Raw genomic sequence first — 13,024 nt, 5'->3', positions numbered from 1 at the left:
GGGGACGACGGCGCCCGAGGACGACCTGGGGAGGACGTGCGGGCGGCGCACACCGCACGGCCCACCTCGGCGGCGAGCGCGGTCGACCTCGGTCGCGCGCCGCCCCGTCGACCTCAGCGCCGGAAGCCGCCGCCGTCCGGCACGTCGAGGTCCGCCTTCGCCAGCTCCTCGACGTTGACGTCCTTGAACGTCACGACGCGCACGGACTTCACGAAGCGGGCACTGCGGTAGACGTCCCACACCCAGGCGTCGGCGAGGGTCAGCTCGAAGTACACCTCGCCCGCCGCCGACCGCACCTGCAGGTCGACCTGGTTGGCCAGGTAGAACCGGCGCTCGGTCTCCACGACGTACGAGAAGAGGTTCACGACGTCCCGGTACTCGCGGTAGAGGGCGAGCTCCATGTCCGTCTCGTAGTTCTCCAGGTCCTCGGCGCTCACGCGTCCATCATCGCCCATCCGCGCCGCTCGTCGGCGTCCGGGACGCCCGAGCCGGCGCGGCCGTCCGTGCCGTCCCTGCCACCCGTCTCGGTCCCGACGACGTCGTCCTCGACGTGACCCGCGACGTCCACCAGTGCGTCCACGACGTCCGCGAGCTCCTCCACGACGCCGTCCTCGACGTCGTCCGCGGTCGGGAGCCGCCAGCTCGTCCGGTGCAGGGGGGACGGGCCGAGCCGACGCAGCGCCTCGACGTGCTCCGGCGCGCCGTACCCCTTGTTCTCCGCCCAGCCGTACGCCGGGTGGTCGTGCGCGTGGGCCGTCATGAGGGCGTCCCGTCGGCACTTGGCCAGGATGCTCGCGGCGGCGACGGAGGCGCACCGCTGGTCCGCCTTGACGCGCGTACGCACCGCGATGCGCGACCACGGGTCCACGGCCGCCGCGGGCGAGTCCTCGCCGAAGAGGTCGAGCTCCGCCGGCGTGGTCAGCCAGTCGTGGGAGCCGTCCAGCAGGACGAGGTCGACCTCGACGCCCAGCGCAGCGACCGCACGACGACCGGCGAGCCGGAGGGCCGCGATGATCCCCAGCCGGTCGATCTCGTCCGGCCCCGCGTGGCCGACGCCGCGTGCCAGGCCCCAGCGTCCCAGCGCGGGGAGCAGGCGCTCCCGGGAGGCAGCGGTGAGGAGCTTGGAGTCCGCCACGCCCTGCGGGCACGTGCGCGTGGTGAGGTCCACGGCGACGGCACCGACGGTCACCGGACCGGCGAGGGCCCCCCGTCCCACCTCGTCCATGCCGACGACGACCCGCGCACCGCTGCGCAGCAGGGCGCGTTCCATCCGCAGGTCGGGGCGTGGGCCCGAGCGCACGGTCACGGTTGCGGGACCTCCTCGAAGACGGCTCCCGGGTTGCGCAGGAGCTGCCACCGGTCGACGGGCCAGACGGTGACGAACGCCGTACCGACGACGTTGTCGACCGGGATGCTGCCACCTCCGGGAGACCCCTGCTTGTACCGGGAGTCCTGGGAGTTCTGCCGGTTGTCGCCCATGACCCACAGGCTCCCCGCCGGCACGGTCGTGGTGAACTCCACCTCGCTCGGCCGCGCGCCGTCGGCGAGGTACGTCTCCTCGATCGGCGCGCCGTTGACGGTGACGCGGCCGTCGTCGTCGCAGCACGCCACCTCGTCGCCCGGCAGACCCACCACCCGCTTGATGAGGTGCTCCCCCGAGTCCTGCGGCAGGAGACCGACGTAGGTGAGGACGTCGGTGAGCCGCTGCCGCCACACCGGCTGCGGCGCCGTCGGCATCTCGGGCAGCCAGCCGCCGGGGTCCTTGAAGACGACGACGTCGCCCCGGCTCAGCTCGAGGGGGCCCGGGGCGAGCTTGGAGACCAGGACCCGGTCGCCCACCAGCAGCGTCTGCTCCATCGAGCTGCTCGGGATGTAGAACGCCTGGACGAGATACGTCTTGATAACCAGCGAGAGCACGAGTGCGCTGACCACGATGATCACCGTCTCGCGCAGCCAGGCGCCGAAGCCGCCGCGGTGCTCCGCCGCCGTCGGGTCGTCCGTCGCTCCGGTGGCGTGGCGGGAGTGGCGGGACGTCACGGGGCCCACTGTGCCATGCCGGCCCGGCCCGTCAGGCTCCACGGACGCGGCGCGCGGCGTCGTCGTGTCGCCGTCGGCGGTGGGTCCGACGCCGACGGGCGGCCACTCCGAGGAGTGACCGCCCGTCGCGAGGTCGTCCGGCGTCACTTGGGAGCCGGGGTCTCGCGCTTCTCCTTGATCTTGGCCTTCTTGCCGCGGAGCGCGCGCAGGTAGTACAGCTTCGCGCGCCGCACGTCACCACGGGTGACGACCTCGATCGACTCCACGCTCGGGGAGTGCACCGGGAACGTGCGCTCGACGCCGACGCCGAAGCTGATCTTGCGGACCGTGAAGGTCTCCCGGACACCGCCGCCCTGGCGGCGGATCACGACGCCCTGGAACGCCTGGATGCGGGAGCGGGTGCCCTCGACGACCTTGACGTTGACCTTGACGGTGTCGCCCGGGCGGAACGCCGGGATGTCGGACCGCAGCGATGCTGCGTCGACCGAGTCGAGAATGTGCATGGTGGTCACTCCTCCGCCCTGCCACAGGTCAGGCACGTCGTCACGGGCAGCGGCGCTGCCTCGTCGGATCGGGTCGTGTGCCGGCCCGGGGGCCGGGCCGTGGTCGTCTCCCCTGTGGCAGAGACGCGGCCGACGCACACCGACCGGCCATTCTGCCACACGGACCGCGTCAGCCGGACGCCGTGTCCTCCCCGTGCGCGGGGTCCTCGCGCCGGGAGCCGCCCGGCGGTGCGCCGTCGTCGTCCCTCGCGGCACCCGCCGCCGGGACGGGTCCCTCGACGCCGACCGACCAGCCGAGGCCCGCCAGAACCCGGCGGTCGTCGGCGTCCAGCCCGTCGACCGCCAGCCGCCGCAGGAGGTCCGGGCGCCGCGCAGCGGTGCGCTCGAGGGCTCGGTCGCGTCGCCACCGCGCGATCCGGGCGTGGTGGCCGCTGAGCAGCACGTCCGGCACGTCGTGCCCGCGCCACTGCGGCGGCCGCGTGTAGACGGGGTACTCCAGGAGCCCGGCCGCCCCGTGCGACTCCTCCACGAGGGACTCCGGGTTGCCGACCACGCCGGGCAGCAGTCGGGCGACCGCCTCCACCACGACGAGCGCGGCGACCTCCCCGCCGTTGAGCACGTAGTCCCCGAGGGACACCTCGGTGACCGCGACGCCGCGGCCGCGGTAGTGCTCCGCGACGCGCGCGTCGATCCCCTCGTAGCGCCCGCAGGCGAGGACCAGGCGCGGAGCCGTCGCGAGCCGCTCCGCGACACGCTGCGTGAACGGCCGGCCCGACGGCGTCGGGACGAGGAGCTCCACGGCGCTGTCCTCGCCGAGGAGCTCGTCGAGGGCGTCGCCCCAGACGTCCGGACGCATCACCATGCCGGCGCCGCCGCCGATCGGCGTGTCGTCGACGGTGCGGTGCCGGTCCGTCGTCCATCCGCGCAGGTCGTGCACGCGCAGGTCGAGGAGACCCGCGCGACGAGCCTTGCCCACGAGGGACAGGTCCAGGGGCGCGAGGTACTCCGGGAAGATGGTGACGACGTCGATGCGCACGTCAGGCCTTGGGGCGGGCGGCGCCGTCGTCGGCGTCGTCCTCCTCGTCGGCGGGCGCGTCCGCGGCCAGCAGCCCCTGCGGCGCGTCGACGACGACGCGGCCGCCGGGCACGTCCACGACGGGGACGATCGCGCGGACGAACGGGACGAGCGTCCGCGCCCCGTCGGGCTCGCGGATCAGGAGCGCGTCCTGGGCGGGCAGGTGCTCCAGCCCCACGACCTCGCCGACGAGCTCGCCGTCAGGGCGCTCGGCCCGCAGGCCGACGAGCTCGTGCGGGTACCAGGCGTCCTCCTCGTCGGAGACCTCGGCCTCGACGACGAGCTCGACGCCCCGGACCTCCTCCGCGCGGGTGCGGTCGCCGATCTCCGCGAAGCTGGCGTACCACCGGCCGTTGAGCACCCGCGTCGCGCGCACCGTCAGCGGCCCGACGGCAGCCGGGACCGTCTGCAGGACGGCGCCGACGGCGAACCGGTCCTCCGGTCGGTCGGTGCGCACGTCGAGCGCGAGCTCGCCCCGCAGTCCGTGGGGTCGCCCGAGGGTCGCGACGGTCAGCTGCATCGTGCTCCGTTCCGTGTCCGTACGGCCGGTCCGTCGACGGCCTGCCCGTGAGGCATCGCCGGCGTCCTGCCCGGGACGGCGCAGGCCCGGCCCCCGCGGGGACCGGGCCTGCGCCGCGATGTCGTGCCGGTCAGCGCCGGTCGACGTCCACGACGTCGACCCGGACCGACCCCTGCGGCGCGAGAGCGCCGACGACGGTGCGCAGGGCGCGCGCCGTCCGGCCGTTGCGGCCGATCACCCGTCCGAGGTCCGAGGGGTGCACCCTCACCTCGAGGAGCTCCCCGCGACGCAGCGACCGTGCGTTCACCCGGACGTCGTCCGGGTGGTCGACGATCCCCCGCACGAGGTGCTCCAGGGCGTCGGCGAGCATCAGGCCTGCTCCTCCGCGGTGTCGGCCTGCTCCTGCTCCGACGCCTCGGCGGCGGGCGCCTCCGGAGCGGCGGCCTTCTTCTCGGAGGCCTTGGCCTTGGCCTTCTCGGCCGCGTCGGCAGCGGCCTTGACGGCCGCGGCGGCGGCGCCGTCGTCACCGGAGCGGTCCTTGACCCGGAGGGTGCCCTCGGCGCCCGGGAGGCCCTTGAACTTCTGCCAGTCACCCGTGACCTTGAGGATCGCGAGCACCTGCTCGGTCGGCTGCGCACCGACGCTCAGCCAGTGCTGCGCCCGCTCGGACTGCACCTCGATGAGCGAGGGCTCCTCGGTCGGGTGGTACTTGCCGATCTCCTCGATGACGCGGCCGTCACGCTTGGTACGCGAGTCGGCCACGACGATGCGGTAGTACGGCGCCCGGATCTTGCCGAGGCGCTTCAGACGGATCTTGACGGCCACTGTGGTGGTCTCTCCTGGTTCGGCTGGGGTGGTCACCGCGCACCGGCCCGTGGGGTAGGCGGGAGCGGAGACCAGGGACGCGGATCCCGGCCGGGTAGAGGGGCCGGCCGGGCCGAGTACAGCGGGTCATTCTGCCAGACGCCGGGGACGGCGGCGCACCGCCGTCCACCGGCCGCTGCACCGGCCGCGCGTGCCGCCCGGACCTCGAGGCGCAGCGACCCCGTCGGCCACGGGCTCAGGGCGCGAGCGACCGCCCGCGGAGCTCGGGCAGGGCCAGCGAAGCGGCCGCGGCGAGCACGAACGCGCCGGAGAACACGCCGAAGACGAGCCCCGGCCCGCCCGAGACGAGGAGGGGCGGTACGGACAGCGGGGCGATGATCGACGCGATGCGCCCGAAGCCGGCCGCCCACCCGGCACCTGTCGCCCGCAGCGCGGTGGGGTAGATCTCCGGGGTCACGGCGTACAGGGCACCCCAGGCGCCGAGGTTGAAGAAGGAGAGCAGCATCCCCGCCACGAGGACCTGCGTCGTGCCCGACGCGGCACCGAACAGCGCCGCCGACACGGCGGAGCCCAGGAGGAACGTCGCGAGGGTCGGTCGGCGCCCCCAGACCTCGACGAGCACGGCCGCAGCCGCGTAGCCGGGCAGCTGCGCGAGCGTGATGACCAGCGTGTACCCGAACGACTGCACGAGCGTGTACCCCGCCGAGACGAGCAGGGACGGCAGCCACACGAAGGCGCCGTAGTACGACAGGTTGACGAAGAACCACACCGTCCATGCCGCGGCGGTGCGACGGCGCAGGGGGCGGGCCCACAGCGCCCGCGGCCCACCGGTCCCCCTCCCGGTGCCGACGTCGTCCGGCGTGGCGGCGGAGGAGGTCACCGCCGCGGTCGACGCGCCCGCGTCGGGCCCGGTCCCCACGGGGGCCGGCGAGGCGGGCGTCGCCGTCCCTCCCCGCAGGGGCGCCGACTCCTCGAAGCCGCGCACGACGCGCTCCGCCTCCGCGTGGCGACCGGTCGCGAGGAGGAACCGCACGGACTCCGGCAACCCCCGGCGGACGACGATCGCGTACAGCGCGGGCGCGGCCCCGATGAAGAGCGCCCAGCGCCAGCCGTCGTCGCTCGCCGGCACGACCAGGTAGCCGATGACCGCCGCGAGGATCCAGCCGACCGCCCAGAACGCCTCGAGGACGACGACGACGCGCCCCCGGATCCGGGCCGGCGCCAGCTCGCTGACCAGCGTCGAGGCGACCGGCAGCTCCGCACCGAGGCCCAGTCCGACGACGAACCGCAGCGCCATGAGCGCCGCGACCGTCGTCGCGAGGGCCGAGGCCCCGGTGGCGAGCCCGTACACGAGCAGCGTGGCCGCGAACACCTGGCGCCGTCCGAAGCGGTCCGCCAGCAGTCCGCCGAGGCTCGCCCCGACGGCCATCCCCATGAAGCCGGTCGCGGCGATCCACGACATCTGCGTCGCGTCCAGGTCCCACTGCACGCGCAGCGCGGCGATGACGAAGGCGACGAGCCCGACGTCCATCGCGTCCAGCGCCCAGCCGACCCCCGAGCCCAGGACGAGCCGCCCGTGACGGCGGGTGAACGGCAGCCGGTCGAGGCGGCCCTCCAGCGAGGGAGCAACGGCCGGCGGCGCGGACGGCGTGGGCTGGGCATCGGTCACGCGATCAGTCTGTCGCCGTCCGGGCGCGGCCGCCTGCGGCAGGTGCCCGACGGGCGTGTCAGGCGACGACGCGGCCGCGCAGGACGACGGCGTCCGGCGCCGCCAGCACCCGGACGTCCTCGCGCGGGTCCGCCGGGTACACGACGAGGTCGGCGGGGGCGCCCTCCTGCAGGCCCGGCACGCCGAGGAACTCCCGGGCCCGCCAGCTCGCGGCGGCGACGACGTCCGCGGCCGGGACGCCCGCACGGGCGACCTCGGCGGCCTCGTCCGGCAGCCGCCCGTGGGCGATCGTCCCGCCGGCGTCCGAGCCGAGGAGCAGCCGGACCCCTGCCTCGTGCATCTCCCGGACGTGCTCGTAGCGCCGCTCGTGCATCCGGCGCATGCGCTCCGCGTACCGCGGGAAGCGGTCACCGGCCAGCTCCGCGAACCCGGCGAAGTTGGCGACCTGGACGAGGGTCGGCACGACCGGCACGCCGCGCCGCGCGACCTCGTCCACCATCTCCCGCGTGAGCCCGGTGCCGTGCTCCAGGCAGTCGACCCCCGCCGCGAGCAGGCCCGGCAGCGCCTCGGTGGCGAACGTGTGGGCGGTGACCCGGGCGCCGGCGTCGTGCGCCACCGCCACCGCGGCCGCGAGGACGTCGTCGGGCCAGAGCGGCGTGAGGTCCGCGTCCGTACCCAGGTCCCGGTCGATCCAGTCGGCGACGACCTTCACCCAGCCGTCACCGCGGCGCGCCTCCTCCGCGACGGCGGCGGGCAGCTCCCCCACGGCCCCGAGCTCCCGGCCGTACCCGCGCAGGTACCGCCTCGGGCGGGCGAGGTGGCGGCCGGCGCGGATGACGCGGGGCAGGTCGGCGTGCTCGTCGATCCACCGCGTGTCGCTCGGCGACCCGGCGTCCCGCACGAGCAGGGTCCCGGCGTCCCGGTCGGTCCGTGCCTGCGCGTGCGCCGTGGCCCGGTCGACCGGGCCGTCGGGGCCCAGGCCGATGTGGCAGTGCAGGTCCACGAGCCCGGGCAGCGCCCACCCGTCGAGCGTGACGACGTCGGCGGACCGGCGGCCCCGCGGCGGCGTGAACGTGACCCGCCCCCCGACGACCCACAGCGCGTCCGTCTCGCCGTCGTCGCCGAGCAGGACCCGGCCGCGCACGTGCAGCACCGGGGCGGCGTCACGACGACCCGGTCCGGCCTGCCCGCGGGCGGCGACAGCCTCGTGGCTCATCGGCCGAGGAACTTCTCCAGACCCGGGGGCAGGTCCAGCGACGACGGGTCCGCGGACGGCTCCGCGGGGCGGCCGAGACCGAACGCCGACCCCGGCGCCCCGGCCGGGCGCTTGCCCGCGGCGCGCTCGGCGGCCTCCCGCTCCTGCTGCGCCCGCTTGGCCGGGTTGCCCGACTTGGCCTTCGCCTTGCGCGCCTGCGGCGCCATCTTGCCGCGGGACTTCTTGCCGCCCATGCCCGGCAGGCGGCCCATGCCACCCATCCCGGGCAGACCGGCGCCCTTGGCCATCTGCTTCATCATCACCTGCGCGGAGGCGAACCGTTCGAGCAGCTGGTTGACGTCCGCGGTCGTGCTGCCGGACCCGCGCGCGATGCGGCTGCGGCGCGAGCCGTTGATGATCTTCGGGTTCTGCCGCTCCGCGGGGGTCATCGACCGGACGATCGCCTCGATGCGGTCGACCTCGCGCTCGTCGAAGTTCTCGATGACCTCGCGCATCTCGCCCATGCCCGGCAGCATCCCGAGCATCTTCTTCATCGAGCCCATCTGGCGCAGGCCCTGCATCTGGACGAGGAAGTCCTCGAGCGTGAAGTCCTCGCCGCTGGCGAGCTTGCCCGCCATCGCCTCGGCCTGCTCGGCGTCGAACGCCTTCTCGGCCTGCTCGATGAGCGACAGCACGTCACCCATGTCGAGGATCCGGCCCGCCATGCGGTCGGGGTGGAAGACCTCGAAGTCGGTGAGCTTCTCGCCCGTGGAGGCGAACATGATCGGCCGGCCGGTGACGGACGCCACGGACAGCGCCGCGCCACCGCGGGCGTCGCCGTCGAGCTTGGACAGCACGACGCCGGTGAACCCGACGCCCTCGGCGAAGGCCTGGGCGGTCGCGACGGCGTCCTGGCCGATCATCGCGTCGATGACGAAGAGCGTCTCGTCCGGGCCCACCGCGTCCCGGATGTCGGCGGCCTGCTGCATCATCTCGGCGTCGACACCGAGCCGGCCGGCGGTGTCGACGATGAGGACGTCGTGCTGGCGGCTGCGGGCGGTGGCCAGGCCGTCCCGCGCGACCGCGACCGGGTCGCCGGCCGGCGCGGAGAGGGAGCCGTCGCTGCCCTCCTGGGTGCCCGGGTGCGGGGCGAAGACCGGCACCCCGGCGCGCTGCCCCACGACCTGGAGCTGCGTCACGGCGTTCGGGCGCTGGAGGTCGGCCGCGACCAGGAGCGGCGTGTGACCCTTCTCCCGCAGGTGCAGGGCCAGCTTCCCGGCCAGGGTCGTCTTGCCCGCACCCTGGAGGCCGGCGAGGAGGATGACCGTCGGCGGCGTCTTGGCGAAGCGCAGCGGTCGCTGCTCGCCGCCGAGCACGGAGACGAGCTCGTCGTTGACGATCTTCACGACCTGCTGGGCCGGGTTGAGCGCGCCGGACACCTCGGCCGAGAGCGCACGCTCGCGGACCTTGCCGGTGAACTCGCGCACGACGGAGACGGCGACGTCGGCGTCCAGCAGGGCGCGGCGGATCTCGCGCACGGTCGCGTCGATGTCCGCCTCGGAGAGCCGGCCCTTGGTGCGCAGGTTCTTGAACGTCGACGTCAGGCGGTCGGACAGCGTGGCGAACACAGGACCTCACCGGTGGTACGGGCACGGGAGCCTTCAGGGTACCCGCGTGCCTCGCGGGGGTCAGGCCGGAGTCACGGGACCGCCAGCCTCGCCGCCGCGCGCCGGGTGAGGTCGTCGACGAGCCGCGCCCGCCACGGCGTCCACGCCGTCGGGCCGGCCGCGGACGCGTCGGCCTCCGTGAGCGCCCGCAGGCAGGTCAGCAGCTCCGCGCGGTGCTGGACGGCCCCGCACAGCGCGTCCACCGTCGCCGGGTCGTCGGGGTCCTGGGTCGTGGCGAGCTCGGCGAGGGTGAGGTGGTGGCGCACCAGCAGGCGGACGGCGGCCGTGGTGCCCTCGTCCAGTCCCATCCGGGCGCCGATCGCGGGGACGAGCGCCGCACCGTCGACGCTGTGGTCCGTCGCGCCGGGCCGCTTGCCGATGTCGTGCAGCAGCGCCGCGAGCAGGAGCACGTCGGGGCGGGGCACGGTGCGTCGTGCCCGGCCGGCACGCGCGACCGTCTCGACGAGGTGCCGGTCGACGGTGTGCCGGTGCACCGGCGAGCGCTGCGGCCGGTTCCGGACGGCGCCCCACTCCGGGAGCCACCGTGTGACGACCCCCGCGAGGTCGAGCGTCTCCCACACGGGCACCTGCGCGTGGCCGGTCGCGAGGAGCTGCAGGAAGTGGGCGAGGGCGCTCGCCGGCCAGGGCTCGGGCAGGTCCGGCGTGCGGGCGAGGCTGTCGACGGTCACCGGTGACAGCGGCAGGCCGAGCCGTGCGGACGTCGCGGCCGCGCGCAGGCCCAGCTGCGGGTCGTCCTGCGGGCGCACGCCGGCGGCGAGCACCAGCTCGCCGTCGTGCTCGACGAGGCCCTCGCCGACGGAGCGGAGCCGCGGCGCGACCCGACGCCCCCGGACGACGAGGGGTCGCCGCAACGAGGGGCTGGCCAGCGCCTGACGCGCGTGGCGGACGGTCGTGTCGAGCGCGTGGGAGACCGTCCGCCCGGCCTCGGCGAGCTCGGCGAGCAGGTCGTCGGCGTCCCCGACGCCGAGGAGGTCGGCCACCTCGTCCTGGTCCACCCGGAGCAGCCGGTTGGTGGGCCGGCGCGTGACGACGTGCAGCGCGTCCCGGACGTCCAGCAGCCGGCGGTAGGCGACGTCCAGGACCCCGTGGGGCCGGTCGGTCAGCCACGTCGCGGCGAGCGCGAAGACGACGACGGCGTCCCGGATCCCGCCACGCGCCTCCTTGAGGTCCGGCTCCAGGAGGTAGGCCAGCTCGCCGCTGCGCTCGGCGCGCTGCCGCGTGCCCGTGAGCAGCTCCGGGAGCCGGCGCCGCGCCGCGCTGCGCCAGTCCGTGAGCAGCGCGCTCCGGGCCCGGAGCACGACCGCCGGGTCACCGGCCACGTGCCGCAGGTCGAGGAGGCCGACCGCCGCGGGGAGGTCCGCGGACGCGACCTGCCGGCACTGGGCCAGCGAGCGCACCGCGTGGTCGAGGTCGAGGCCCGCGTCCCAGATGGGGTACCAGAGCCGCTCGGCGACGGCCGCGACCGTCGCGGCGTCGTGGCTGCGGCCGTCGTGGACGAGCAGGAGGTCCAGGTCGGACGCCGGTGAGGCGTCCTGGCGCCCGAGGCTGCCGACGGCCCCCAGGGCGATGCCGTCGCCGAGCCGGAGGTCGGCGGCGACGTCCTCCCAGAGCCCGGCGAGCCGGGAGCTGACGAGGCCGGCCACGGTCGACCGTCGCACGACGCCGTCCGCGCCGGGGCCGATCATCCGGCGGGCGAGGTCCAGCCGGTCGGCCCGGAGGCCCCACACCCCCGCAGGGGGGCGCAGGGCCTCCGTGACCTCGTCGGCCGCGCCGTGCTCCGGGGCGGTCACGCGGCGCCGATCAGAGGGCGTCGATGCCGTGCTCGCCGGTGCGGACGCGGGCGACGTCCTCGACCGGGACCACCCACACCTTGCCGTCGCCGATCTTGCCCGTCTGCGCCGCCCCGACGATCACCTTGGTGACGCTCGCGGCGTCCTCGTCGGCGACGAGGACCTCGATGCGCACCTTGGGCACGAGGTCCACGGTGTACTCGGCACCCCGGTAGACCTCGGTGTGGCCCCGCTGCCGGCCGTAGCCGCTCGCCTCGCTGACCGTCATGCCGCGGACGCCGAAGGCCTCCAGGGCGGACTTCACGTCGTCCAGCCGGTGCGGCTGGATCACTCCGGTGACGAGCTTGGTCATCACTTCACCTCCGTGGTGGTGCGCTGCCCTGCGGCTGCGACGGCCGGTGCCGCCGAGGCCAGACTGGTGCGGCTGTCGACGACGCGTCCACCGATCGTCTCGTACGCGCCCTCGCCGTGGACGGCGAGGTCGATGCCCCCGACCTCGGCGTCCTCGCTGACCCGCCAGCCCAGGGTGGCCTTGAGGGCGAGCGCGATGACGAGCGTCACGACACCCGACAGGACGATCGCGACCAGCGCGATGAGGACCTGGACGACGAGCAGGTTGATGCTGCCGCCGTACAGCAGGCCGCCGTCGGTGGCGAGGAACCCGATGAGCACCGTCCCGACGAGGCCGGCGACGAGGTGGACGCCGACGACGTCGAGCGAGTCGTCGTAGCCGAAGCGGTACTTCAGGCCGACCGCGAGGGCGGAGACCGCACCGGCGACCAGGCCGAGCGCCGCGGCGCCGACCGGGCTCAGGGCTCCGGCCGCCGGCGTGATGGCGACGAGGCCCGCGACGACGCCGGAGGCCGCACCGAGCGACGTCGCGTGGCCGTCGCGCAGCTTCTCCGTGAGGAGCCAGCCGAGGATGCCGGCGGAGGCGGCCGTGGAGGTGTTGACCCACGCCAGGCCGGCGACGCCGTCGGCGCCGTACGCCGAGCCCGCGTTGAAGCCGAACCAGCCGAACCAGAGCAGGGCGGCGCCGAGCATGACGAGCGGCAGGTTGTGCGGACGCATCGGCTCGCGGCCGAAGCCCTTGCGCCGGCCGACGACGAGCGCCAGGACCAGCGCCGCCATGCCGGCGTTGATGTGGACGACGGTGCCTCCCGCGAAGTCGACGGGCGTCGCGATGCTCGCGAACGGTCCCGCGTCGCTGAGGAGGCCGCCGCCCCAGACCATGTGCGCCATCGGGAAGAAGGCGAGCGTCGCCCACAGGCCCGAGAACACCATCCAGGTGCCGAACTTCGCCCGGTCGGCGATCGCACCCGAGATGAGCGCGACGGTGATGATCGCGAACGTCGCCTGGAAGCCCACGTCGACGATGATCGGCAGCCCGTCCGCGACGACGGCGGTGCCGTCCTCGGCGAAGACGCCGCCCCCGCCGAGCGCGAACTGCTCGAACGGGTTCGCGAACAGCCCGCCCACGCTCTGCGACCCGTACGACATCGACCAGCCCCACAGGACGTAGATGACGCCGACGAGGCCCATCGCGCCGAAGCTCATCATCATCATGTTGAGCACCGACTTGCCGCGCACCATGCCGCCGTAGAACAGCGCCAGACCCGGCGTCATCAGGAGCACGAACGACGCCGACACCAGCATCCATGCGGTCAGACCCGCATCGATCTCCATGTTGTCTCTCCCCTCGCCAGCCGGGGCGGCTGGTCC

At 74.9% G+C, this 13,024-nt stretch carries 14 protein-coding genes; all 14 read right to left on the bottom strand.

Annotated elements, in window-relative coordinates; genetic code table 11:
- Positions 1-113 precede the first annotated feature (113 nt).
- The 14 genes from LG379_RS08085 to LG379_RS08020 all read right to left on the bottom strand — a co-directional run bounded on the left by LG379_RS08085 (position 114) and on the right by LG379_RS08020 (position 12,988).
- A complete protein-coding gene (locus LG379_RS08085) occupies positions 114-437 on the bottom strand; it encodes a DUF2469 domain-containing protein (RefSeq protein WP_225754071.1) in 324 nt (107 codons plus the stop codon).
- Positions 434-1,306: a ribonuclease HII gene (locus tag LG379_RS08080; RefSeq protein ID WP_370634472.1), complete on the bottom strand. Its 873-nt coding sequence runs from the start codon at positions 1,304-1,306 to the stop codon at positions 434-436. The genes LG379_RS08085 and LG379_RS08080 overlap by 4 nt, the downstream gene beginning before the upstream one ends.
- Positions 1,303-2,037, bottom strand: coding sequence for a signal peptidase I (gene lepB, locus LG379_RS08075; protein ID WP_225754070.1), 735 nt, complete (start codon positions 2,035-2,037; stop codon positions 1,303-1,305). Before lepB ends, LG379_RS08080 begins: the two co-directional genes overlap by 4 nt.
- Positions 2,038-2,180: 143 nt before the next feature.
- Entirely contained in the window at positions 2,181-2,540 is a 360-nt protein-coding gene (gene rplS / locus LG379_RS08070; RefSeq protein ID WP_225754069.1) for a 50S ribosomal protein L19, read from the bottom strand.
- A gap of 169 nt (positions 2,541-2,709) precedes the next feature.
- Positions 2,710-3,576: a tRNA (guanosine(37)-N1)-methyltransferase TrmD gene (trmD, locus tag LG379_RS08065; protein WP_225754068.1), complete on the bottom strand. Its 867-nt coding sequence runs from the start codon at positions 3,574-3,576 to the stop codon at positions 2,710-2,712.
- Position 3,577: 1 nt separating this feature from the next.
- A complete protein-coding gene (gene rimM, locus LG379_RS08060; protein ID WP_225754067.1) occupies positions 3,578-4,135 on the bottom strand; it encodes a ribosome maturation factor RimM in 558 nt (185 codons plus the stop codon).
- 130 nt (positions 4,136-4,265) lie between these two features.
- Positions 4,266-4,505: an RNA-binding protein gene (locus LG379_RS08055; RefSeq protein ID WP_225754066.1), complete on the bottom strand. Its 240-nt coding sequence runs from the start codon at positions 4,503-4,505 to the stop codon at positions 4,266-4,268.
- A complete protein-coding gene (gene rpsP, locus LG379_RS08050; RefSeq protein ID WP_225754897.1) occupies positions 4,505-4,960 on the bottom strand; it encodes a 30S ribosomal protein S16 in 456 nt (151 codons plus the stop codon). Before rpsP ends, LG379_RS08055 begins: the two co-directional genes overlap by 1 nt.
- 235 nt (positions 4,961-5,195) lie before the next feature.
- Positions 5,196-6,629 carry an MFS transporter gene (locus LG379_RS08045; protein ID WP_225754065.1) on the bottom strand — a complete coding sequence of 478 codons (1,434 nt, stop codon included), beginning with the start codon at positions 6,627-6,629 and terminating at the stop codon, positions 5,196-5,198.
- Positions 6,630-6,687: 58 nt separating this feature from the next.
- Positions 6,688-7,845, bottom strand: a complete 1,158-nt coding sequence (locus LG379_RS08040) for an amidohydrolase family protein (RefSeq protein ID WP_225754064.1) — start codon at positions 7,843-7,845, stop codon at positions 6,688-6,690.
- Positions 7,842-9,452, bottom strand: a complete 1,611-nt coding sequence (gene ffh / locus LG379_RS08035; protein WP_225754063.1) for a signal recognition particle protein — start codon at positions 9,450-9,452, stop codon at positions 7,842-7,844. Before ffh ends, LG379_RS08040 begins: the two co-directional genes overlap by 4 nt.
- A 71-nt stretch (positions 9,453-9,523) precedes the next feature.
- Complete coding sequence (locus tag LG379_RS08030; protein WP_225754062.1) at positions 9,524-11,302, bottom strand: [protein-PII] uridylyltransferase; 1,779 nt, start codon at positions 11,300-11,302, stop codon at positions 9,524-9,526.
- Positions 11,303-11,312: 10 nt separating this feature from the next.
- Positions 11,313-11,654, bottom strand: coding sequence for a P-II family nitrogen regulator (locus LG379_RS08025; RefSeq protein WP_225754061.1), 342 nt, complete (start codon positions 11,652-11,654; stop codon positions 11,313-11,315).
- The gene (locus tag LG379_RS08020; protein WP_225754060.1) at positions 11,654-12,988 is read right to left on the bottom strand and encodes an ammonium transporter; all 1,335 of its coding nucleotides are present in this window, start codon (positions 12,986-12,988) and stop codon (positions 11,654-11,656) included. Before LG379_RS08020 ends, LG379_RS08025 begins: the two co-directional genes overlap by 1 nt.
- Positions 12,989-13,024: the final 36 nt, after the last annotated feature.

Source organism: Actinotalea sp. Marseille-Q4924, assembly GCF_916618755.1.
In the GTDB taxonomy this organism is placed as follows: Bacteria; Actinomycetota; Actinomycetes; order Actinomycetales; family Cellulomonadaceae; genus Actinotalea.
Note: the sequence above shows the minus strand (reverse complement) of the source record. Positions and strands in the feature narration are given on the sequence as shown.